Genomic DNA, 25,827 nt, shown 5'->3' with positions numbered 1-25,827 from the left:
GGATCTTCGTGATTTTTGTTGCCCGCCCAAGCATCCGCTAGCACGGGTATCTTGCTCGTGCAGTTAAATTTTTATCTTGCAAATTGCGTCAGCAAACCCCCTAAACCCTAAACTATTATCGTCCTTCCTTCCGCCGACTTTTTCCCTTTGTCAAATGTAAAGTCAATGCGCCCGAGGTTGATACCATAACAGCCCACCTGATTGATCATTACATCCTGCCCGTCGAGGTTTTTCTCAAGGTGCGGCTTGGTCAGGAAGGTATGGGTATGGCCGCCGATGATCAGGTCGATGTTCTTCGTTTTCCAGGCAAGCATAAGGTCGCTTATTTTTTCCTTTTCATTGGCGTAAATAAAGCCGAGGTGCGACAGGCATATAACAAGGTCGCACTTCTCGTTGACCTTCAGGATGCGGCTCATGTCCTGCGCTATCTCGATAGGGTTGAGGTAAACAGTCTCCTTGTACAGCTTTTTATCCACAAGGCCCTGCAGTTCCACGCCAAGCCCGAAAATGCCGATCTTAAGCCTGTCCTTATGGAATATCTTATACGGCTTTACAATGCCGTTGAGTACTGTATTCTTAAAATCGTAATTGGCTGATACAAAATCGAACTTAGCATGCGGCAGCATTGCGTTGAACCCGTCTATTCCGTTGTCGAAATCGTGGTTGCCCATCGTAGCAAGGTCGTACTTCATCATGCTCATGAGCTTGAACTCCAGTTCGCCGCCATAGTAGTTAAAGTACGGAGTACCCTGGAAAATATCGCCTGCGTCGAACAGCAGTACATTGGCGTTCTCACGGCGTATCTGTTCTATGAGCGTTGCCCTGCGTGCCGCCCCGCCCATGTTGGGGTATTTGGGGTCGTCTATGGCGAATGGATCGATGTGGCTGTGCACATCGTTGGTATGCAGTATGACAAGTTTTTTGGTGTCGTTACTATCAAAGCTGCTTAGTGACAATCCGCCTAACACAAGCGCGCTGCCGGCAGCTGTTTTTTGTATGAAGTCCCTTCTTTTCATTATTGCTTTTCGGTTATTACACGCAACGATCTTGATGCATGGATAGTGTCGGTCGACTTAAAATAGTCGATGTATACGTTGCGCAGCTTGTAGTCGAGGTCGTAAATGGCAATGCCCTGTTTAAAAAATTCCATATTATCACCACCATTCGACAGGTAGTCAGATGTGGCGACATTGTATATTTTATTCAGTTCCAAAGGCTTTCCTTTCACGGTAATGCCCTTTACTATTGTAGCGTCTTTGTCAAGGCGGATCTCCATCCCGGCCAGCGGATGCGGTTTTTTTTCTTTTATCAGGTAATCGGCGATCTCGCGTATTTGCTCTCCCTTGAGCGCAATTACCACTAAGCTGTTCTCGAAAGGCATGATCTCAAAAGCCGTGCGTGCCGTTACATCGCCTTTTGGCAATATCGCCCGTATGCCGCCGTTGTTGAGCAGGCAGATGTCAGCATGCCTTTTTTCGCGGGCAAACAATACTTTATCGGCGGCTTCCAGCGTTACATCTGCCATCAGGTTGCCTATCGGAGTCTGCCATTTATCAATGGGTTTGGACTTATCAAGGGTTTCCGGTGAATAGGAGAGCACGCTGTCCAGGTCTTTATTGATATGGTCGCGGTAGGGTTTTATAAAGGTTTCGATCTCCGGCGTATCAGCATATTCGGCGGTAACCGGCACCTTCTTTCCTTCGATCTTAGAATTGTGGAAGCCTGATGTACCGCAGGCCATAAGCCCGCACATCGTTAATAACAGAAAAAATCGCCTCAGGGAAGTATCATACTTTTTTGAGATTGTCATTGAGGAGAGGTATATTTGGATTAATTTTGTATTCGACAAGTAAAAGTACTATGTTTTTAAAGTTTATTAAAGATTTTAGCTTAAAAAAGATCATTAAGAAAAAGTTATCCCATTACAAGCCGGTGTCATCGCCGGATGTGGTGCACAGGGTAGGAGTGATCATTGATGAAAGCTATTTTGCTGACAAGGAGCAGCTTATTAAAGAATTAATGGCCAATGGCATTGACCGTAACAACATAAGAACGTTAAGTTTCAAGGAGCGGGTAAAGCCAAAAGAGATCGTGGACTGCTGCCATTTCACTCGGAAGGACATATCAGTGACGGGCAATTTTGAAAAGCCCGATGTGGCGGAGTTCATCGAAACACCATTCGACATGCTTATCAGTTTTTATGATGTGGAGAAGCCACCGCTGGTACTGGCTACGCTCAAGTCAAAGGCAAATTTTAAAGTGGGTTTTTCCAGTGTGGACAACCGCCTGAACCATTTCATGATCAGCAGCCAGGCCGAGAAATACCCCGAATTTGTTTCGGAACTGTTCAAATACCTGAAAATACTAAAAAAACTATAACATGCAGCAACTTATTGGCACGGGTGTAGCCCTTATCACGCCTTTCAAAAAAGATTTTTCCGTTGATGTGGACGGATTGAAGAATGTTGTGAATTTCCAGATAGATGGCGGCATCGACTACCTCGTGGTACTGGGTACTACGGCTGAAGCGGCCACGCTGAATAAAGAAGAAAAAGAACTTGTAATAAAAACCGTTATCGAAGCCAATGCTGGCCGCTTGCCGCTTGTATTGGGTGTGGGCGGCAATAATACTGCCGAAGTGGTGGAAGAGCTAAAGACCCGTGATCTCTCGGCATTCGTGGCAGTGCTATCGGTTTCGCCTTATTATAACAAACCAACACAGGAAGGCATCTATCAGCACTTTAAGGCTGTAGCCGAAGCATCTCCAATACCGGTTATCCTGTATAACGTACCGGGCAGGACCGCCAGCAACATGCTTCCGTCAACCGTGATACGCCTGGCAAAAGACTTTACTAACGTAGTTGCCATTAAGGAAGCTGCCGGCGACATCGTACAGGCCATGAAGCTGATACAGGGCGCTCCGGAAGGGTTCCTTGTAATATCCGGCGATGACATGATAACCCTGCCGATGGTACTTGCCGGTGGCGCCGGGGTGATCTCAGTAATTGGCGAGGGTTTCCCTAAAGAATTCTCCCAGATGGTGAAGCTCGGCCTTGAACGCAAGGTGGACGAAGCCTACAAGCTCCATTATTTACTGGCAGATTCAATCGATATGATATTCGAGCAGGGCAACCCGGCAGGCATAAAACACGTGTTTAAGGAATTGGACGTGTGTAGCGATACGGTACGATTGCCGCTTGTGAATGTTAACGAAGATCTGGCAGGCAGGCTGAGTGCTTTTGTCAAGAAGATCGGCTAACTTTGTAAGATCAAGGATATCACACTAAAAAATAAAGATCATGCTATCAGATACAATGCAGGCAGCGCTCAATGAGCAGATAAAGGCCGAAGCGGAATCATCGCAGATATACCTTGCCATGGCCTCCTGGGCCGAGGTAAAGGGTTTTGACGGCATTGCGTCGTTCATGTTCAGGCAGAGTGACGAGGAGAGGATGCACATGCTCAAGCTTGTGAAATATGTGAACCAGCGGGGCGGGCACGCCATAGTCTCTGCTCTGGACGAGCCAAAACTTGACTATAGCTCGTTCCAGGCGCTGTTCAGACAGCTGTACCGCCATGAAGTTAAGGTGTCCGAATCTATCAATAACCTTGTCGACATCGCGCTTTCGCAAAAGGACTACGCCACGAGCAACTTCCTGCAATGGTATGTAAGCGAGCAGATAGAGGAGGAAGCCACAGCCAAACTGATCCTCGACAAGATCGACCTGATAGGTGACGATAAGGGTGGTTTGTACCTGTTTGACAACGATATGAAAAACTTTAGTGCCGCCGGACATAACATCGTACAATAAATCTTTCAAAATACAGTTTAAAGAAGGTGCTTTCAGGGCATCTTTTTTTCTTTGACCACGCCTTGAAAAAAGATTTTTGTATTACCTAATTATTACCTAATTTTGCAGTTGCTTTAAAAATAGCGGCTGCTTTGCAGTTTAACCAATATATATGGCAAGATTTTTTTACATAGTCCTTATCGCATTAGTGTTCTCATCGTGCAGCCAGTTCCAGAAGGCGCTGAAATCTGATGACATCAAGATGAAATATGAAACAGCCGAAATGCTTTATGAAAAAGGAAAATACGCTAAGGCGATACGCCTTTTTGAACAAATAGCGCCATCCTACGGCGGCAAGCCACAGGCGGAGAAGATGTTCTATATGTATTCGCAGTCATTATACAAAACAAAACAGTTTTATACGGCAGGCTACCAGTTCGAGAAGTTCACAGCCAGCTACCCGAGGAGCGCGATGATCGAGGAAGCATCGTTCTTAGGTGCAAAAAGCTACTACCAGCTGTCGCCTCGTTACTCGCTGGACCAAACCGATACCTACAAGGCGCTGGACAAACTCCAGGCCTTCATAAATAATTTCCCGAATTCACAGCTGATGCCCGAGGCTAACCAACTGGTAAAGGAGCTAAGGGAGAAGCTTGAGAAGAAGGCTTATGAAATCGCGAAGCAGTACCACAAGACCGGCGAATATTTTGGAGATTACAATGCCGCTATCAAGGCGTTCGACAATTTCCTTATCGACTTCCCCGGCACACCATTAAAGGAAGACGCGCTTTACTATAAATTCGATTCTTCCTACCTGCTGGCCATAAACAGTGTACCTGCAAAGCAGCAGCAAAGGCTTACCGATGCCAAGGCAAATTATGCCGCCCTGGTTAAGTTCAGGCCGGAGACCAAATACAAAAAAGAGGCTGATGAAAACCTCGCAAAAATTGAAGCTGAATTACAAAAATTTTCTAAATAAAGACTCCATGGACCTAAAGAAAACAACTGCCCCGGTAAACACCGTTACCTACAATAAGAGCAAGATCGAAGAACCAACAGGTAACATCTACGAGGCAATTACCATTATGGCAAAAAGGGCCAACCAGATCAATACCGAAATAAAAAAGGAACTGATCGAGAAGCTTGAAGAATTTGCTACTTATAACGACAGCCTTGAGGAGATCTTTGAGAACAAGGAACAGATCGAGGTTTCTAAATTTTATGAGAAACTGCCTAAGCCGCACGCTCTTGCCGTACAGGAATGGCTTGATGGTAAAGTTTCATACAAAGAATCTAAATAATATACGGCCATGTCTGTTTTAAGCGGCAAAAAAATACTGCTCGGGATCTCCGGTGGGATAGCCGCGTATAAAACAGCGTCGTTAGTAAGGCTATTTATAAAGGCAGGTGCACATGTACAAGTAGTCATGACACCTGCCTCTAAAGATTTTATTACACCCCTAACGCTGTCCACCCTGTCCAAAAATCCGGTATATTCTTCCTTTTTTAATGAGGAGGATGAGAATGCTGTTTGGAACAACCACGTGGACCTTGGCCTTTGGGCCGACTTTTTTGTCATTGCGCCTGCTACGGCCAACACCATGGCTAAAATGGTTTCCGGCAATGCCGACAACCTTCTCATTGCTGCCTACCTTTCTGCCAAGTGCCCTGTGTATTTTGCCCCGGCCATGGATCTGGATATGTACAGGCATCCTTCTACAGTTTCAAGTTTCGAGGCGCTCAAAAGTTTTGGCAACATTATGATCCCTGCCGAATCGGGTGAGCTTGCCAGTGGGCTCCACGGCGAAGGGAGGATGGCTGAACCTGAGAATATCGTAGCATTTATCGAAAAAGACATCGAAGGCAAATTACCCCTTCGCGGAAAAAAAATACTTGTTACTGCAGGTCCCACATACGAACCGATAGACCCTGTGCGTTTTATAGGGAACCATTCTACCGGTAAGATGGGTTTTGACATTGCGAAAGCCGCTGCCGATGAAGGCGCTGAAGTGGTTTTGGTCACCGGCCCGACCCACCTAAAGCTGGAACATCAAATGGTAAAAGTGGTACGTGTAACATCATCGGAAGAAATGTACCATGCGTGCCATGAGTATTTTGATGACGCAGATGCCGCTGTTGCCGCTGCCGCTGTTGCCGATTACAGGCCAAAAACTATTGCACCGCAAAAAATAAAGAAGACCGTGGGAACGTTGGTACTGGAACTGGAAAAGACAAAAGACATACTTTCTTCGCTTGGCGCAAAGAAGGACAGGCAGTACCTTATAGGGTTTGCCCTGGAGACCGAAAATGAAATTGAGAACGCCATAGCGAAGATCGCCAAAAAAAACTTAGATTTGATAGTTTTAAACTCCCTTAATGACAAAGGGGCCGGCTTTGGCAAACCGACGAATAAAGTGACCTTCATTGACAGGGGAGGCCGCCAGGAGCCCATGGAACTGAAGTCTAAAGAGGATGTTGCCAAAGATATTATCGATAAAATAAAAAAGCATTACAATGTATAGATATATAGGCGTATTACTGCTGTTTTTGGGCTTTTCCGCAAAGGCGCAGGAGCTTAACTGCACAGTGCAGGTAAATTACCAGATGATTACCGATGCCAATCCGCAAATATTCAAGACGCTGGAAAAGTCGCTTGGTGATTTTGTGAACAATACCCGCTGGACAAGCCGCAACTTTGGGCGCAGCGAGCGCATCGACTGCTCGATGATATTCACGATCTCGGCATATGATTCCAATTCATTCAGCGCCTCGCTGCAGGTGCAGTCGACCAGGCCGGTTTATGGCTCGACTTTTTCCACACCGATATTCAACTACAATGACAAGGATGTAAGCTTTCGTTATACCGAGGGGGAAAACCTTATTTATAACCCGAACAATTTTGATTCTAACCTCGTTGGGGTAGTATCTTTTTATGCCAATGTGATCATAGGTATGGATGCCGATAGTTTTGCGAAGAACGGAGGCACCGACTATTACCAGGCCGCACAGGGCATGGCTACGCTGGCACAGGGCAGCAACTACAAAGGTTGGAGCCAGCAGGATGGCAACCAGAACAGGTATTTTCTTATTAATGACATCCTTTCCAATACGTATACAGCATGGAGAGAGGCTTTATACAGCTATCACATAGGCGGCCTTGATAAAATGTCTGAAAATCCTAAAGAAGCAAAAGATAAGATCATCGCGGCGCTAAAGGGTTTGAGCGCTGTGCACAGTGCCAGGCCCAACTCGTTCCTTATGAGGACATTTTTTGACGCGAAGGCCAATGAAGTGGTTGACATATTTTCGGGAGGGCCGCAGGTGACCTTGACCGACCTGGTAGATACACTTAACAGGATCTCGCCTTTGAACGGTTCCAAGTGGAATAATATCAGGTAATTATTTTTCGATATAATTTAAAGCCTCAAAGCAGTTTTGTTTTGAGGCTTTTTGTTTGTAGCTAAACCTGCATATCTTAACCTAAAATACTATATTTGTAAAGCTATCGCAATACCCATGCTGCAAACACTACACATTAAGAACTTTGCGCTCATTGAGCAGCTCCATATTGATTTTTCTAATAACCTTTCCATCATCACCGGCGAGACCGGGGCTGGTAAATCCATTGTACTCGGGGCATTGGGATTGGTGTTGGGCAACCGTGCCGATCTTTCTTCGCTAAAAGACAAAGAGCAGAAATGCGTTGTAGAAGCCCATTTTGGTATTAAGGATTATAACCTGAAGGAATTTTTCACGGAAAATGACATGGACTATGAAGAGGTGACCATCATCCGCAGGGAGATACTACCCTCGGGCAAGTCGCGCGCGTTCGTGAACGACAGCCCTGTTAATTTACAGGAATTGCAGCAGTTGGGTTACTACCTTATCGATATCCATTCGCAGCAGCAGACCCGCGAACTGAGTGATGAGGCCTACCAGATGCAGATACTGGACGCGGTGGCCGGGAACGGCTCCATACTCATGAAATACAAGGAACAGCTGGCGGCCTATAAAAAAGTACAGGCTGAACTTAGGAAGTTGCGGGAGCAAAAGGCAACGCTGTCTAAAGAAGAAGATTATAATGCGTTCCTGCTGCAGGAGTTGCTCACCGCGAACCTGAAGGCAGGGGAGCAGGAGGAGTTGGAAAGCAGCCTTGAGAAGCTGGGAAATGTCGAGTTTATCAAGGAGACGCTGGCAAGGGCTTTGGCTGTAGCCAATGAGGAACAGATGGGTGCCATACAGAATTTGAAGGAAATAAAAGCCGCGCTGCAAAAAGTAAGCGGCATATCGGCAGAATATAATGACTTTTATGAAAGGGTGTCGAGCGTGCTTATCGAGTTGGATGACATTGCCGGCGACCTTTCTCAAAATTACGAAACCCTGGCCAACGACCCTGAAGAGTTGGAGCGTGTAAACCAGAAATTGCAGCTGATCTATTCGATGCAAAAAAAACACAGTGTGGCTACAGTTGAAGAGCTGCTTTCCATACTAGAGGCTTTGGACAGCAAGGCGCTGCTTGCCGGGGATATCGATTCATCTATGGAAAAGCTGGTCGCAGAAAGTGAAAGATACAGCGCAAAGGCAGATGATACTGCCGCTTTATTGCATGAGCAAAGGCAGCGTGCTATACCTGTACTTGCCGAAAAGATCACGCTCATACTGGCGCAGCTGGGCATGCCGAACGCAAGGTTCAGGTTTGAGGTAAGGGCATCGGATGCATATCACAATAACGGGAAGGACGTTATGAGCCTTCAATTTTCGGCCAATAAGGGTACTGATTTCGGTCTGCTGAAGAAGGTAGCTTCCGGCGGGGAGATGTCGCGCATCATGCTGGCGGTAAAAGCCGTGCTGGCGGAATATTCCAAATTGCCTACCATTATTTTTGATGAGATCGACACGGGTGTTTCAGGTGAAGTAGCCAATAAGATGGGCGATATCATGAAAGGCATGAGCCGTACAATGCAGGTATTTGCCATAACACACCTGCCGCAAATAGCCTCCAAAGGGCAACAGCATTATAAGGTTTTCAAGACCACACAGGGTGAGACAACAGTGTCTGAGCTCAAGCTGCTTTCGCATGACGAACGTGTGCGGGAGATCGCAGAGATGCTTTCGGGTAAGGATATTACCGATTCGGCCTTAAACCATGCGAGGGCTTTGCTGAACTAAAAAATCAGGCTATATTTGCTATACTAATTCTACAAACTATATTTTTGAAGATATGATCATTGAACCAAGAATGAGAGGATTCATTTGCCTCACCGCCCATCCGGACGGTGCAGCGCAAAATGTTAAACAACAGATCGAATATGTAAGATTGAAAGGCCCCATCGCGGGAGCGAAGAAAGTGCTTGTAATAGGCGCTTCTACAGGCTTTGGGCTTTCATCCAGGATAACAAGCGCTTTTGGCAGCGATGCCGCTACCATAGGCGTATTTTTTGAAAAGCCACCTATGGAGGGCAAGACCGCTTCGCCGGGATGGTATAATTCGGCTGCCTTTGAAAAAGAAGCGCACGCGGCCGGGCTTTACGCCAAGAGCATTAACGGCGACGCTTTTTCTAAAGAAGTAAAGCAGCAAACGATAGACATTATCAAGGCCGACCTTGGGCAGGTGGACCTTGTGATCTACAGCCTTGCCTCGCCTGTGCGCCAGCATCCGGAAACAGGCGTGCTGCACCGATCGACACTCAAGCCGATAGGCGGGGTGTTTAGCAACAAAACAGTAGATTTCCATACCGGAAAAGTATCTGAAGTTACTATCCAGCCAGCTGAAGGCGATGACATTGAGAATACCGTTACAGTAATGGGTGGCGAAGACTGGGCGATGTGGATCGATGCGCTAAAGAAGGAGGACCTGCTCGCAGAAGGGGCGCTTACAGTAGCGTATTCGTACATTGGGCCTGGGCTTACAGAAGCTGTGTATAGAAAAGGTACCATTGGCCGTGCCAAAGACCACCTTGAGGCTACGGCATTTGAAATATCTGACAACCTGAAGGAAATAGGAGGAAAGGCATATGTATCGGTTAACAAAGCGCTTGTAACACAGGCGAGTTCGGCGATACCGGTCATACCTTTGTATATATCGCTACTATATAAAACGATGAAAGAGATGGGTATCCATGAAGGTACCATTGAGCAGATGCAGCGCCTTTATGCCGAAAGGCTTTATACCTCGGGCGAAGTCGCGGTAGATGAAAAAGGCCGCATACGTATAGATGATTGGGAAATGCGTGATGATGTACAGGCTAAGGTAGCGCAGCTTTGGGAAAAGGCCACAACTGAGAACTTGTCAGAAATTGGCGACCTTGAGGGGTATCGCAAAGATTTTTATAACCTGTTCGGATTTGACTACCCGAATGTTGATTATAATAAAGATGCCAATGAAATGGTGCAGGTTGAAAGTATTAAATAAGAATAGTATTGAATTTGTGATAAAAAATGCCCGAAAGGGTATTTTTTATGCATATATATTAATAACTTACCAAATTAAGAAGAAAAAATTGCGTAATTATTTAACAAATAACTGTTAACTTAATATTTATATATTTGATTTAAAATATGTTTTAACAGTTTTTATATAATTAAATATAACAATATTTTGATTTTTACTAAAAATGTAACACCATCGCACTTTTGACAGAAAGGTTGGCTTAAAATTTATAGTTTTATTAACTTTTTAAAAATAATTAATAAACTATGAGAAAATTTACTTCTGCAATTGCTTATCGGGCAGTAGGGAATGGAAGAGTTGCATGGCTTTCTATGTGCGTTCTTTTCCTATTCTGCGTCCAGATGGCAAAAGCCCAGGTAGCCACACTCTACACATTTTCACAGAGTAACGGCACCTACACAGAGATCTCCGGAGGTACCGTTTTAGGTGCTGTAGGGAGTGATGACCAGGTATTTAACAACAATACCACAGGTGAGACAGGTTCAATAACAAATACAGGGTTCCCTATCGGGTTCAGTTTTGTTTATGACGGTGTTGCTTATGACAAATTTGCTGTTAACTACAACGGATGGATCAAACTTGGTACAGGTTCGTTCGCTATTGAAAGTACGAGCACACCACTATCAAGCGGCACTGCTTCGATTAGCAATGTTATTAGTGGTGCGGGTACTGACATGCAGGGACAAGCAGGTTCAGAATTGTCTTATGCCCTTGTAGGGTCGGCTCCTAACCGTAAACTTGTTGTTCAGTGGAAAAATGTAAAAAGGTATACCACTGGTGCACAAACAAGCAGCATTAACTACCAGATCGTACTTAACGAAACATCTAACGTAGTTGAAGTTGTTTATGGTTCAATGGCAACCTCATCAACAGCCGCAACTGCATGGGTTGCAGAAGTTGGTATTAAGGGGCCAAACAACACGTTTGCTACCAACATCAATAACAGGACAACGACAACCGACTGGAATGCCTCTGTTTCAGGTACATCCAACTCTTCTAAAATGTCGTTCAACACTACGGTGACCTTCCCGGTTCCGGGACTTACTTTCAAGTGGTCACCACCGGCAGCATGTACTGCTACGCCTGTAGCGGGAACTACCAGTACGACACTGATCCGCTCTGTATGTTCAGGCACAGCGCCGGGCGTAATAACTGTAGCGGGGGCAACTTCGCTTTCAATACCGGGTATCGCTTACCAATGGCAGGAATCGCTTAATGGCGGAACTGACTGGGCATCTGTAACAAGCGGAACGGGTGCGACGACAGCAAGCTACACACCTCCTGTATTCGCAGGAGCATCTATACAGTACAGGCTAAAAGTAACTTGTGCGAACGGTGGCGACGCCGTATACTCTGAAGTTACAACTATCAACCCTGTTGCAGCGCCATCGACACAGGCGACCGCAATTACTGTAACTGCTGCAAATACATCCATCAATGCATTTTCTGCAAGCTGGACCGTCGGCAACGGCGGCAGGAGGATGGTGGTTGTGAGCACTACTCCTATAACCGACCCTGTGAACGTGACCGGCCAGCCTGCACTTACCGCAGCAGCTGCTTATGCAGGTACAGGCCAGCAGATAGTTTATGACGGTACCGGTACATCGGTAACCATTACAGGACTTGCCTGCGGAACACAATACTATGTAAAGGTTTTTGATTATAACCGATGCGGTCCGGGCCCATACGATTATTATTACAATACCACTACAGGAACAAATGGAATAACAGTTACTACGCTTTCACCGGCTACATTGCCGCTTGCTGTTATTAACAACTTTACAGGTTATACTGGTGCGAACCTTTCTACGGCAGTACCGGGATGGTATGAAGCATCTATCCCTACTGTTGCGGGTACCAACCCTTCAAGCACCAATCCTGTGAACGGACTGGATACATCTACAGGCTGGAGGCAATCTACCGCTTTCGGGATCACTACAGCTAAAGTGAACCTTTTTGATAATACTACCAATGCATGGATCATTAGCCCTAAAATGGCGATCACTGCTAACAGCAGGCTGAAGTTTAAGGCTGCTATCGCTGAATATGCCAATGCTGGTACTACTACTGCCGACGTACATCGTATGCAGGGTACAGATGATAAGGTAATGGTACTTGTATCTACAGACGGATGTGGTGCCAACTGGACCCCTCTTTATACATTTGACGCTGCAAGCACCACTACGCTTACCAACCAGCTAACAGAGTATACTGTTTTACTTAACGCGTATATAGGACAAACGATCCAGATCGCCTTCCAGGCAACAGACGGCCCGGTTAACCAGGCTGACCAGGATTATGACTTCCACATCGGTAACCTGATCATAGAAGCTATCCCGGCGTGTGAAACCCCCGTACTGGCTGCAACTACTGGTGTTACGAAGAACAGTGCTACGATAAACTGGGCAGCTCCGGCTCAAAGTTCGCCAACCGGATATCAGTATGTTGTATCTACAACAAATACAGCACCTGCCGGTGCAGGAACACCTGCTGCTGGACTAACTGCTAACATAAGTTCACTTACAAGCTCTACGACCTATTATGTTTTTGTAAGGAGCGTATGTGGTTCTGACTTTAGTAACTGGACACCTTCCGGAACATTCACTACACTTTGTGACTACCCGGATATCACTGCCACTACAGGCGGATCTGTTTGCGGACAAGGTACTGTAGCGCTATCGGCTACTGCCCCTGCGGGTGCGCAGTATATTTGGTATAATGCTGCTACAGGCGGTAGTGTGATCGCTACAGGCAACGCATTCACTACACCGCTTATCTCTGCTACGACCAACTATTATGTGAGCAGCGCATCATCGACCCTTAACACGGATGTAGCTGTGGGTGCCGGTGCGACAACTACCGATACCTATTCTAACCCGTTCTACTCTTTGTGGAGCAACAACCACACGCAACACCTTATCACCGCGGCTGAGCTATATGCTGCCGGTATAGGTGCCGGTGCTATCAACTCCATTGCTCTTGATGTTACATCGGCAGGAACATTGCCAATGATCGACCTGGCTATCAAGGTTGGTGCGAGCAATGCAACTTCAATGACCGCATTTACAAGCAACAGTGGTTTTGCAACAGTTTATACAAGTCCGTCATACCTTCCTACTGTAGGTATTAATACATTTACGTTTACTACACCATTCGTATGGGACGGTATTTCTAATATCGTTGTTGAATTCTGCCACGGGAACGGTTCTTCATCTGCAACAATGAGCAGGACGGTAGCGGCTGATGTTACATCGTACGTATCGACTGTTAAATTCCATACCTCTTCAGCAACGGCTGCTTCTGTAGCATGTGGTGCAACAAGTGGTGGTAACCTTACGTCTTATTCGTTAAGGCCAAAGTTCATCTTTAATGGTAATAAACTTTGCCTTTCTCCACGCCAGGCTGTAGCAGCTACGGTTACTACACCTCCGGCGCTTACACTGAGCGCGGCTACGGCTTCGATCTGTAACGGACAATCGTCAACAGTAACGGTTACTGCCGGCGCTGCGGATTACGATACTTATGTATGGGCTCCGGCTACAGGCGTAACAGGGAACCAGACTACCGGATGGACATTCAATCCAACGGCTACAACTACTTATACCCTTACTGCTACACAGTCTGCGGGAAGTATGTGTTCTGTGAGCAAAACGTTTACTGTAACGGTTAACGCATTGCCATCTGCAATTACGCTTTCTCCTGCTGCATCAACTATATGTACTGATGCTGTACAGGCACTTACAGCTACAGGTGGAACAGTATCAGGAAATGCTAGCATAGGTACGGGCACAACGGCTCCAAGCTCTACTGAGCATCCAAATCCGTTCAATGCATGGTATGGTGGCCACTGGACACAAATGCTATACAAAAAAGCAGAACTTGAAGCGCAGGGAATGATCGCCGGCGTGGCAATTAGCTCGATCGCTTTCGATTTCGCTAACTCATCGGATAAAACATTGAACGACCTTACCATAAGGATCGGTTCTTCTTCTAATGAGAACATGACGGGTGGATTCGTACCGTTCACATCACTTTCTACGGTTTATAATGCCAATTATACTCCGGTAGCGGGTACAACAGGTTTTGTTACCTTTAACTTTACTACACCTTTCGTATGGGATGGTGTAAGCAATATCGTTGTAGAAGTTGTACATAATTCCGGTAACGGAGGAAATGGTGCAGGTACTACGATAAAGACTACAACAACAACATTCGACAGTGCTTATTACCTGGTTAAGGACAGCACCACACCTCCGGGTGTAGCAAGCCTACAGGCTTTGGACCTTACTACGGTTACAACTAAAGGTGTACGTACGGCAAGGCCAAATGCAAGGTTCGCATTCAACCTTTCCAATACGGTTACCTGGTCTCCGGCTGCTAACCTTTATACGGATGCGACAGCTGCGACACCATATGTTGCTGGCACTAATGCAAATACGGTATATGTTAAGTCGGCGGCCACTGTGGCAACAACTACTTATACAGCTACCGTTACAAATACGGCAGGATGTACAAGAACAGCTACTGCGGATGTAACAGTACTTAACTGCGGTATCGACTGGGCTAACCTGCAGCACCCTGCTACAGGGACCATCAATACCTGTGGTACACATACAGTTTATGCTCAGGTTTACAAGGACGGTGTTACCCAAGCTGCCGGACAAGGCGCTAATATCACTGCGTGGATAGGTGTTTCTGCAAATGCAGGCGACCCGTCAACATGGCCAGAAACAGCATGGCATCTTGCTACGTTCAACGTTCAGTCAGACAATAATGATGAGTATATGTACACGATCTCAGGACTTCCTGCAGGTACATATTACTATGCAAGCCGTTTCAAATTCCTTACAGGCTCTTTCTATTATGGAGGCTTTAGCGGAGGTGAGTGGAACGGTACATCGAATGTGAGTGGCGTACTTACTGTAAATGCTGTTGCAGCACCTACAGCAGATGCAACGCAAACATTCTGTAATGCTGCTACCGTGGCTAACCTTTCTGCTACTGGTACCGGTGTTAAATGGTATGCTGCCGCTACAGGCGGAACTGCCCTTGATGCTGCGACCGCACTTACTAATGGAGGTGTATATCATGCATCACAAACAATTGACGGATGCGAAAGCACTGCCAGGGTACAGGTAACAGTAACGCTTACTACTCCGGCTGCCCCAACGGCAACGGCTACGCAAACACTATGTAATGCCGGTACAGTTGCCGATCTTATGGCTACAGGTACAGCAGGTGCTACGATAAGCTGGTATGACGAAGCTACAGGCGGAACTGCGCTTGCAGCTACAGTTGCACTTACAAATGGTGGTACTTATTATGCTTCGCAAACAATAACAGGATGCGAAAGTGTTGCAAGGACCCTTGTAACTATTACGATCAATGCCCCGGCTGCTCCAACTGCTGCTGCTTCACAAACATTCTGTGATGCTGCTACTATTGCTGACCTTACAGCTACAGGTACTGCAGGTGCTGCTATTTCATGGTATGGTGATGCAACAGGCGGTACAGCCCTTGCTACCACAACTGCACTTACAAATGGTGGAATATACTATGCCGCGCAAACTGTAACAGGATGTGAGTCGGCAGTGAGGACAATGGTTACAGTGACTATCTCTACTGTAGCCACTCCGGTAGCAACTGTTAGCCAGCCTACATGTGCTGTAGCTACGGGAACTATCGTAGTTACTGCTCCGGTTGGAGTTGACTATACGTACAGTATCGATGGTACAGCTTTCCAGGTGGGAGCTACATTTAGTGCTCTTGCCCCTGGTACTTATACAGTAACTGCTAAAAATGCCAACGACTGCGTAGCGACTACAACAGTGACAGTAAATGCTGCCCCTGAAGTGCCTGTTGCTCCGGTAACCGTACTGGTACAGCCAACATGTGCTGTAGCTACAGGTACGATCACAGTGAGTACTCCGATCGCAGATGCTTATACATACAGTATTGATGGTACTACATTTGGCCCATCATCAATATTTGAGAACGTTGCTCCGGGTACTTACACGGTTAGCGTTAAAAATGCCGATGGATGTACTGCTACAGCTACAGTAGTTATCAACGATGCTCCTGCTGTTCCGGATGCTCCTCAAGGGGCCGAAACGCAGACTTTCACTGTTGATAACGTTGCCGACGCGACTATCGAAGATATTGTTGTAACGCTTGGCGCCGGTGGAACGATCACATGGTATCCAACAGCTATCGATGCTGAAAATGGTACAGGCGCTATTGCTGCCGGTACACAATTAGTGTCGGGCAATACTTACTATGGTGTACAAACAATAGGTGAATGTTCAGGCATTGACTATATTGCCGTAACGGTAGATGTAGTGTTGGGCAAGGAAGATTTTAACCACACTGCGTTCAGGGTATATCCAAACCCTGTTAAAGATGTGCTTACGATCTCTTACACTTCAGAGATAACCTCCGTCGCGGTATTTAACCTACTTGGACAACAGGTACTTTCAAAACAACCGAATGCGAATGAAGTTAAAGTAGACCTTTCTTCGCTTGCTGAGGCTACATACATTGTCAATGTAACTGTAGGAGATACTGTAAAAACGATCAAGGTCGTAAAAAAACAGTAATTTTATAAAGGTTCAGATGCCTTGGAAAGCCACCCATAACGGGTGGCTTTTTTGTTTATCATATTTTAAATAACAGTAATAAACTTTATTGCTGTAAATCATACTAATTAAGGATTATCCTATTAACAATGCCGATTTAGATCGCTTTTAGGGATATTTTTTAACGTGTATATTAAGGATATGATAATATTTTACAAAAAATAAACCTTTATCATGTGAATTTTATACTAAAACGATATATGTTGTAGATAATATTTAAAAATTGAATAAAAGTTTAACTTTTTGTTAAGTTTATAGATAATTAGTTAACTTTATTGATAATAATTTATAAATTTTATTAAATGAAAAACACTACTATTTTTAAAACCTCAAATTCTGGGAAAAATTTGAGGTTTTGGCATTTTTGCCTGGTGCTTTATCTACTGACGGTCACGGGTCTGAAGGCCCAAACCACCGTTACATTAGGGTCTGGCACCACCACATCCACAGCTAACACGACCGCTGCAGGCCTTGGGCCGGTAAATGCGTATTATGAGTACATGCATTTCCAGGTCGTGTATACAGCTGCGGAGATCACTGCTGCCGGAGGTTCTGCCGGAGCGGTTACGCAATTTGGCTGGAATGTTTCTACAGCATCTCCGGTATTGCCAAACTACAAGGTGAGGATGGCTCAAACTTCTGCTACAGATTCGGCCGCTAATAATACGGCTACCCTTTCGGAAGTATACAGCGCCAGCCTTACACCGGTCGCAGGCTATAATATGCTCACGCTGTCTTCTCCCTTTATTTGGGATGGTACCAGCAACATACTTGTAGATGTGTGTTATGGCGCGGCGGCATTTACTACTCCTTACGGACAGGTATTTACCTATGGCACTGCCGCCAACAGCAGCAGGTTTTCGCGTGCTGACGGCGCCAACCAGTGTGGCGTGACAACGAATTTGGTAAACGCATGGAAACCGCAGGCTCGATTTGTGATCTCGCCTCCGCCATCATGTTTCCCTGTTTCCGGGCTAAACGTGAACGCGATCACCAATGGTGGTGCAACAGTAACCTGGACAGCGCCTGCAACGGCCCCTGCAATGGGTTATGATTACTACCTTTCTACAACTAACACAGCTCCTACAGCAGGTACTACACCTACAGGTAACGTGGCTACAGCATCACTACCACTTAGCTCTCTTACTTCCAATACACCTTATTATATTTGGGTAAGGGGTAAATGCGGCGCTAGCGATACAAGTTCATGGAGCACTGTGGCGACATTTACCACAGCATGCGACGCACAGGACATACCGTACACTCAGGATTTTGAGTCGGCGACAGTACCTGCCATGCCATCATGTACATCGCTGCAAAATGCCGGTTCAGGTAACAACTGGACAACCGTTAACAATCCGGGATATGGCTTTACGAACAAAACCCTAAGGTATGCATGGAACTCTTCCAATGCTGCCAATGCATGGTTCTACACAAAAGCGCTAAACCTTACCGCAGGGACATCCTACAGGATCGCGTATAAGTACGGAAGCGGCGGCTCAGCTGAAAAGCTTAAAGTAGCTTACGGAACATCAAATGTTGCAACTGCTATGACGAATGTACTGGCCGACCATCCAAGCATTACGACCAGTCCGTTGACAAATTTTGTAGATTTTACTCCTGCTACATCCGGCGTATATTACTTCGGTTTTCAGGCCTATTCTGCAGCGAACTTGTTCTGGCTGATGGTGGATGATATTTCTGTTACGCTTAGCCCAACATGTTTCGCTCCTACAGCTGTAACAGCTGCCGTGGTGACAACTACTTCGGGTACGGTTTCATGGACCGCCCCTTCTACAGCTCCTGCTAACGGATACCAGTATTATGTAAGTACTACTAATACTGCTCCTACCGCAGGAACTACACCTACAGGCAGTGTTGGCGCTGGTGTTTTGACATCACCGCTTGGTGGCCTTGCGGCTAACACTACTTATTATGTATGGGTAAGGTCAAACTGTACTGCATCTGACCAGAGTGCATGGACAGGGCCTTCAAGCTTCTTTACAGGCTATTGTACGCCTGCACCTTCAAGTGTTGATGGTACCGGTATAACTAATGTTACAATGGGTACGATAAACAATACCACTGCCGGCGAAACAGGTAACTATGGCAACTACTCTGCCATGAGCTTTGATGCTACATTGGGATCAACAGTGAATTTTACTATAGCACTTAACAGCTGTGATGCTTTTAGCTGCTATACTTATGGTACGAAAATTTGGATCGACTGGAATAACGACCTTGACTTTACCGATGCCGGTGAACTTGTTTACACAGGCCTTTCAGGTGCCGTTGCGCCAATTGTCCTTAGCGGTTCATTTGTAGTGCCGGCCAATGCAACATTCGCAGGTACTCACAGGATGAGGATAGGTGCTACAGATACGGATACAGGGCCGAGCAGCCCATGCTATACCGGTACATACGGAAGCTTTGAAGATTATACTATCAATGCGGTCATGCCTCCGGCTCCTGCTATCACATCGTTCACTCCTGCAAGCTACTGTGCTGCAACAGGTGTGATCACGATCACAGGTACAGGCCTTGGCAATGCTACGGTAACTGTTGGCGGCACTCCGGTTACGCCATTAACATCTAATACAGCGACCCAGATAGTAGCTACTGTTCCTGCTGGCGTTTCGGGTGTGGTATCTGTAACTACGATCGCGGGTACGGCTACATCGGCCACTCCGTTCTCAGTAACGGCGCCTTCATCTATTACCCTTAGCGCAGCTTCAGATGTTATTTGCGTGGGCCAGTCATCAGATGTTGTGACCATTGCAACAGGCGGGACTTCTTTTGATACCTTTGCATGGACACCACTTGCAGGAGTATCGGGCGATGCAGCTGCAGGTTATACATTTAACCCTACTGCAACTACTACCTATACGCTTACAGCATCGAACACTGTATCAGGATGTGTTACTACTACTACATTTACAGTAAACGTAAATGTGCTGCCTACAGCGCTTGTACTTGCTGACAGTGCAGCGATATGCGAAGGTGGATCTGCTGTGGCGATAACTGCTACAGGAGCAACTACACTAAATACGCTTTTGTCAGAAAACTTCAATGGTGCTACGAACAACTGGACAACGACCAACACAGGTACTGGTGGTACGGTTGCTAATGCGGCATGGACCCTTCGTGCCGACGGCTATACGATCCCTGGATACCAGCTTGTGCATAGTAATGACAATTCGCAGTTCTACATGTCGAATAGCGACCAACAGGGTAGTGGAAGTACAACATCTACAACCCTTCAGTCACCATCGTTCAGTACTGTTGGTTATGCTTCGGCTACATTGGCATTCCACCACTTCTACCAACATTGGGCAACAGGTTCTTCAGGACTTGTACAGGCATCAACAGATGGTACGACATGGACAACGCTTCAAACGTATAGTGCCAACACCGGTGCCTATACCGCTTTCAACGCTGCGAACATCGCACTTACGGCTCCTTTCCTTAACCAGCCGGTAGTATATGTGCGATTTAAGTTCGATGCGGTATGGGGTTACTTCTGGGCAATTGACAACGTGTCTCTGACAGGCCAGCAGGGTGCTGATATTACATGGGCGCCACAGGCAGGACTTTATACAGATGCTGCTGCTACAATAGCCTACACGGGCCAGCCAATGGCTACGGTATATGCTAAGCCAACAATGACCACTGCTTACGCTGCTACTGCGACAAACCCATCGGGTTGTACTGTGACAGATGCGATCGAAGTTATTTTTACCAGCACACCGGCTCCGATAGCTGATGCCGCACAATCAGTATGTGGCGGTGCTACGGTTACCGGGCTTACTGCAACAGGTACAGGCATAAAATGGTATGCTGCCGCTACGGGTGGCACACAGCTTGCAAATACAGCTGTTCTTGTTAACGCAACTACTTATTATGCTTCGCAAACCGCGAACGGATGCGAAAGCATGCTAAGGACACCGGTAACCGTTACTATCAATGTTACCGCTGCACCTACGGTGGCTAACGATATCCAGTTATTCTGTAATGCGGGTACTGTATCGCAGCTTGTAGCTACAGGCTCGAATATCCAATGGTATTCAGCTGCTACGGGCGGAACCGCTCTTGCAGGTACAACTGCGTTCCAGGCAGGTACTACAGTATACTATGCTTCACAAACACTTAATGGCTGCGAAAGCACATTGAGGACTGCTGTTGCTGTTGTAGTTAATGTAACTGCTGCACCAACTGCTGCTGCAACACAAACTTTCTGTAACTCAGGAACTGTTGCAGGCCTTATGGCTACAGGTTCTGGTATAAAATGGTATGCTGCTGCTACAGGCGGTACTGCACTTGCGGCTACTACTGCGCTTACTGACGGTGGCATGTATTATGCATCTCAAACAATTGGCGGCTGCGAAGGCACTGCAAGGACAATGGTCATGGTAGACTTTACTACTCCTGACGCTCCTGCTGTTGCATCTGCACAGACGTTCTGTAATATGGCTATGGTCTCAGACCTTGCCGCAACGGGTAACGTTTCATGGTACGCTGCTGCAACAGGCGGAACTGCTCTTGCAGGCAGTACAGCTCTTACAACAGGAGGTATGTACTATGCATCACAAACTGTTGACGGATGCGAAAGCGCTACAAGGACCATGGTGACCGTAACGCTTACAACACCTGCCGCTCCTGAAGCTGATGCAACACAATCATTCTGTAATGGTGCGACCGTTGCCGACCTAACAGCAACAGGCGACAGCATTATGTGGTATGCTTCTGCTACCGGCGGAACAGCACTTTCTTCTTCTGCCGCACTTACTAATGGCGGTGTATATTATGCATCCCAAATGCTGACAGGCTGCGAAAGCGCTACAAGGACTATGGTTACTGTAGCCTTTAACACTACTGCTGCACCGGTTGCTACTGTACTCCTTCAAGCTTTTTGTACAAGCGCTGTGGTTGCAGACCTGGATGTTGAAGGAAGCAATGTAATGTGGTATACTTCGGCTACAGGAGGCACTGCACTTGCTGACGATGCCGAACTGGCTGACGGTATGCTGTACTATGCTTCTCAAACAATTGATGGCTGTGAAAGTATGGAAAGGACAGTAGTTGCTGTTGCGATCGGTACTGTTGACGCTCTGACGGGAGATGCCGACCAAACGATCACTGTAAGTGATGTTAATGACGCTACGATCGAAGACCTTATGGTTGCAGGATTTGAAGGATATGTAACATGGTATGCTTCTGAAGAAGATGCACTTAATGGTGAGAACGCTCTTGCTGCAGGCACACAGCTTGTATCCGGCAATACTTACTATGCTATCCAGACGGTGGGTCAATGTTCGAGTACTACTGCATTTGCAGTTACTGTAGATGTAGCCCTTGGCGGTGAGCATTTCGATATTGCTTCGTTCAAGTACTATCCGAACCCGGTGAAAGATGTGTTAAACGTTTCTTACTCATCTGACATTACAGCGATCAATGTATTTAATATGCTTGGCCAGCAGGTTATTTCCCTAAACCCTGCCAGCGCACAGGCTAAAGTTGATATGTCAGGCCTGGCCGATGGCGCTTACGTAATGAAAGTGGTATCAGGCAATGCAGTTAAGACGATCAAGATCATGAAAAAACAATAATGGTAAGGCAATAAGCCCGATCATAGAAGGTTTTAAAGCCGTTGCAGCAATGCAGCGGCTTTTTTTGTGAGTTCGCAGGACGGCCCAATATTTTGCAAGTTTTTTATTTATAAAAAAGTAACTTTGTTAAAAATTACGCATACGATGCTTATTTCCCTGATAATACCTGTTTACAACAGGCCCGATGAGATCGAAGAGTTATTGGCGAGCCTAACGCTTCAAACCTATACAGAAGACTACGAAGTGGTGATCATTGAGGATGGCTCTACCGTGGCGTGCAGCGATGTTGTGGGTAACTATACCGGAAAGCTCAACATATCCTATTTTTTTAAAGAAAATACCGGTCCGGGCGATTCACGTAATTTTGGGATGAGGCAGGCCAGTGGAGACTATTTTATCATCCTCGATTCCGATTGCATTATCCCGCCGGACTATATGGCTAATGTTGCTCAAAACCTTGCTGCTAATTATGCCGATTGCTTTGGTGGCCCGGATGCGGCCCTGGACTCGTTTAGCGATGTGCAAAAAGCGATCAATTTTACCATGACATCATTTCTTACGACAGGGGGCATTCGCGGAAAATCGGAAAAAATAGAGAAGTTCCAACCCCGCAGCTTCAATATGGGATTATCAGAGAAGGCGTTCAAAGCATCGGGTGGTTTTGGGAACATACACCCCGGTGAGGATCCTGACCTGTCCATAAGGCTATGGAAGCTGGGTTTTAAAACCAGCCTTTATCCGGATTGTTTTGTGTACCACAAGCGCAGGATCGACTGGCAAAAATTTTACAAGCAGGTAAATAAATTCGGGAAAGCGAGGCCGATACTGGATCTTTGGCATCCCGAATATAAAAAGATCACCTTTTTATTTCCGTCACTATTTATCATCGGATTGGCTGTTTCTCTTATCTTAATGTTAATTAATATAAATATTTTCTTATATTTTTATACTTTGTACTTCATAATTCTGTTCTTTGCCTCGACGTTGCAAAACAGGAGCATTAAGATCGGTTTATTGTCATTAGTGGCTGTGGTGATCCAGTTTTACGGATACGGTATAGGTTACCTCAGATCGCTGGTTTTAGTGCATATCCTTAGGCAGGGACCGGAAGAAGCATTTCCGGAACTATTCTTTAGAAAATAGATGAAGACAAAAATGATCGGTTTAACGGGAGGCATTGGGAGCGGGAAGACTACCATTGCCCGTCATTTCATTTCCTGGGGCGTACCGGTTTATTTTGCCGACGATGAAGCAAAGAAAATATTGTACTTGCCCGAAGCAGTAGAGGAGATACGCGATGCATTTGGCGAAGCGGCCTTTACCGATGGTATTCCGGACAGGCAAAAGATCGCAGGGATCGTGTTTAGCGATCCGGAAAAGCTTAATATCCTTAACCGCATCATTCACCCGAAAGTGAAGCAGCATTTTTTGGACTGGGCAGCAAGCCATAGCGACAAGCCTTGTGTAATTAAAGAAGCCGCCATCCTGTTCGAAACTGGAAGCTACAAAGATCTCGATGCCATAATTTTGGTGACAGCCCCGAAGGAGACCAGGATAAGCAGGGTAATGCAGCGTGATAATGTTACGAGGGAAAAAGTGATGGAGCGGATGGATAATCAGTGGGATGATGAAAGAAAGCTTGCTTTGAGTGATCACATTATTGAGAACATTGACCCTGAAAAAGCGAGGGAAAATGCATTTTTAGTATATAAAATTATAACAAATGTACCTAATTAAAGTCCGCTGTTAATCTTTGGTTAATATTTTCGGGCTTTAAATGTTAAAATGTTAATTTTGGAGAGATGAATAAAACTAGATTTCGCTTACTGGTATTTTTTATGAGCCTGTCACTGATAGGCATTATACTGGTACAGTTATATTGGGTCAATTCGTCGCTCAAAAATAACGATGAACAGTTCCGATACCACATACAGGGCATTTTGGATAAAGTGACCAACAAGCTTGAGGAGCAGGAGGCTGATGAGTTTTATAAGACATACGTTAAGGCAAAAGACAGCCTGGGGGGGAACCCGAACAGGAATGATTTGGTACCTTTCTATGTGCAGGAAGACGGGTCAAGGCGAAAGCCGATCATTTATTCTGACAACGTAACACGTGAGGATTATAGCGATGTGTTCTTTGATAAATACAGGGTTGATAATTTTGTAAGAAGGAAGTCGGGCAGCAAAGCTTCTGCAGGGCAGGAGGGCAGTACCGACAAGAAGGCAGGTGCCGATGATCGCGAACGTTGGTTTGACTTTCAATTGGCAGGGTTTTTGAAGGATTATAGGGAGTACAATCCGCCTGAAAAATGGGTTTCCAAAGATAAGGTTGAGAGGATCATCCGCAATGAGCTTGAGCAGAATGAAGTGCATACGCCATTTGAGTTTGCGATATACCGCAACCAGATGCCTACAAAGATCAAGTCGGATAATTTAAAGTATGATCCGGACCCGGGTTCGCTACTGCACCATAATGTGTTTACAGACAGCGACGGTGCATCAGCATATGTACTGGTGATAAGCTTCCCGCAAAAGAGGGTATTCCTGTTCACTCAGTTGGTTGGCATAACGTCATTATCGATCATCTTTACGCTGATCATAATAATAGCTTATCTGAGCGCGATAAACCAGTTGATAAAACAAAAACAGATCTCGGAGATAAAGACCGATTTCATCAACAACATGACCCACGAGTTCAAAACACCAATTGCGACCATCAACCTCGCACTGGATGCCATAAAGAGCCCGAAAATATTTGACGATAAGGAAAAGGTACAGCGTTATCTGCAAATGATACGCGACGAGAATAAGCGGATGCATGCCCAGGTAGAAAATGTGCTCCAGATATCCAGGCTGGAAAAGAAAGAGCTTGAAATTGTAAAGGAGCAGGCTGATATTCATGACATTCTCGACATAGCCATAGAGCATGTGAACCTGATCATCGAAGCAAGCCATGGTTCTCTGACAAGGCACCTCCATGCACAAAGGACGACAGTTTTACTAAATGATGTGCACTTTACGAATGTTCTTGTTAATATTTTAGATAATGCCATCAAATATTCTCCCGATCAACCCGTTATAGAGGTAGCTACAGAGAATGTGAAGGACTTTGTCCTGATAAAGATAAAAGACAACGGACTGGGAATGTCCAAAAATGTGCAAAAGAAGATCTTTGAGAAATTCTACAGGGAACATACCGGCGATCTTCACAATGTGAAGGGACACGGACTTGGTCTCGCTTATGTCAAGAGGATTGTTGAAGACCACAATTGCCACATATACGTAGAAAGTGAAAAAGGAAAAGGCAGCACCTTTATAATAAAAATGCCACTAATAAATTAA

Annotated in this window: 16 protein-coding genes; 14 read left to right on the top strand and 2 right to left on the bottom strand. The window is 45.9% G+C overall.

Annotated elements, in window-relative coordinates:
• Window positions 1–107: 107 nt before the first annotated feature.
• Window positions 108–1,016 carry a bifunctional metallophosphatase/5'-nucleotidase gene (locus tag ACT6R0_RS05910; protein WP_444652160.1) on the bottom strand — a complete coding sequence of 303 codons (909 nt, stop codon included), beginning with the start codon at window positions 1,014–1,016 and terminating at the stop codon, window positions 108–110.
• A complete protein-coding gene (locus ACT6R0_RS05905; protein WP_444652159.1) occupies window positions 1,016–1,810 on the bottom strand; it encodes a 5'-nucleotidase C-terminal domain-containing protein in 795 nt (264 codons plus the stop codon). Before ACT6R0_RS05905 ends, ACT6R0_RS05910 begins: the two co-directional genes overlap by 1 nt.
• Before the next feature lie 50 nt (window positions 1,811–1,860).
• Between ACT6R0_RS05905 and ACT6R0_RS05900 the strand changes: the two genes are divergently transcribed.
• The 14 genes from ACT6R0_RS05900 to ACT6R0_RS05835 all read left to right on the top strand — a co-directional run bounded on the left by ACT6R0_RS05900 (window position 1,861) and on the right by ACT6R0_RS05835 (window position 25,827).
• The gene (locus tag ACT6R0_RS05900; protein WP_444652158.1) at window positions 1,861–2,379 is read left to right on the top strand and encodes a DUF6913 domain-containing protein; all 519 of its coding nucleotides are present in this window, start codon (window positions 1,861–1,863) and stop codon (window positions 2,377–2,379) included.
• 1 nt (window position 2,380) lies between these two features.
• The gene (gene dapA / locus ACT6R0_RS05895) at window positions 2,381–3,259 is read left to right on the top strand and encodes a 4-hydroxy-tetrahydrodipicolinate synthase (protein ID WP_444652157.1); all 879 of its coding nucleotides are present in this window, start codon (window positions 2,381–2,383) and stop codon (window positions 3,257–3,259) included.
• A gap of 40 nt (window positions 3,260–3,299) precedes the next feature.
• Entirely contained in the window at window positions 3,300–3,812 is a 513-nt protein-coding gene (locus tag ACT6R0_RS05890; RefSeq protein WP_444652156.1) for a ferritin, read from the top strand.
• A gap of 151 nt (window positions 3,813–3,963) precedes the next feature.
• Window positions 3,964–4,770, top strand: a complete 807-nt coding sequence (locus tag ACT6R0_RS05885; protein ID WP_444652155.1) for an outer membrane protein assembly factor BamD — start codon at window positions 3,964–3,966, stop codon at window positions 4,768–4,770.
• Between the two features lie 7 nt (window positions 4,771–4,777).
• The gene (locus ACT6R0_RS05880; protein WP_444652154.1) at window positions 4,778–5,092 is read left to right on the top strand and encodes a DNA-directed RNA polymerase subunit omega; all 315 of its coding nucleotides are present in this window, start codon (window positions 4,778–4,780) and stop codon (window positions 5,090–5,092) included.
• 9 nt (window positions 5,093–5,101) lie between these two features.
• Entirely contained in the window at window positions 5,102–6,313 is a 1,212-nt protein-coding gene (gene coaBC, locus ACT6R0_RS05875) for a bifunctional phosphopantothenoylcysteine decarboxylase/phosphopantothenate--cysteine ligase CoaBC (RefSeq protein ID WP_444652153.1), read from the top strand.
• Window positions 6,306–7,190 (top strand): type IX secretion system protein PorD, encoded by an 885-nt coding sequence (gene porD, locus ACT6R0_RS05870; RefSeq protein ID WP_444652152.1) that lies wholly within the window; start codon window positions 6,306–6,308, stop codon window positions 7,188–7,190. Before coaBC ends, porD begins: the two co-directional genes overlap by 8 nt.
• Window positions 7,191–7,307: 117 nt before the next feature.
• On the top strand, window positions 7,308–8,960 hold the full coding sequence (gene recN, locus ACT6R0_RS05865) for a DNA repair protein RecN (RefSeq protein WP_444652151.1): 1,653 nt from the start codon (window positions 7,308–7,310) through the stop codon (window positions 8,958–8,960).
• A gap of 52 nt (window positions 8,961–9,012) precedes the next feature.
• A complete protein-coding gene (gene fabV, locus ACT6R0_RS05860; protein WP_444652150.1) occupies window positions 9,013–10,203 on the top strand; it encodes an enoyl-ACP reductase FabV in 1,191 nt (396 codons plus the stop codon).
• A gap of 284 nt (window positions 10,204–10,487) precedes the next feature.
• Complete coding sequence (locus ACT6R0_RS05855; RefSeq protein ID WP_444658653.1) at window positions 10,488–16,838, top strand: Ig-like domain-containing protein; 6,351 nt, start codon at window positions 10,488–10,490, stop codon at window positions 16,836–16,838.
• Between the two features lie 341 nt (window positions 16,839–17,179).
• The gene (locus ACT6R0_RS05850; RefSeq protein WP_444652148.1) at window positions 17,180–22,483 is read left to right on the top strand and encodes an Ig-like domain-containing protein; all 5,304 of its coding nucleotides are present in this window, start codon (window positions 17,180–17,182) and stop codon (window positions 22,481–22,483) included.
• A gap of 144 nt (window positions 22,484–22,627) precedes the next feature.
• Window positions 22,628–23,626, top strand: a complete 999-nt coding sequence (locus ACT6R0_RS05845; RefSeq protein ID WP_444652147.1) for a glycosyltransferase — start codon at window positions 22,628–22,630, stop codon at window positions 23,624–23,626.
• A complete protein-coding gene (coaE, locus tag ACT6R0_RS05840) occupies window positions 23,627–24,220 on the top strand; it encodes a dephospho-CoA kinase (RefSeq protein ID WP_444652146.1) in 594 nt (197 codons plus the stop codon). It begins immediately after the preceding gene.
• A gap of 65 nt (window positions 24,221–24,285) precedes the next feature.
• The gene (locus ACT6R0_RS05835; RefSeq protein WP_444652145.1) at window positions 24,286–25,827 is read left to right on the top strand and encodes an ATP-binding protein; all 1,542 of its coding nucleotides are present in this window, start codon (window positions 24,286–24,288) and stop codon (window positions 25,825–25,827) included.

This window comes from Flavobacterium sp., from assembly GCF_052437795.1.
Taxonomy (GTDB): domain Bacteria; phylum Bacteroidota; class Bacteroidia; order Flavobacteriales; family Flavobacteriaceae; genus Flavobacterium.
Note: the sequence above shows the minus strand (reverse complement) of the source record. Positions and strands in the feature narration are given on the sequence as shown.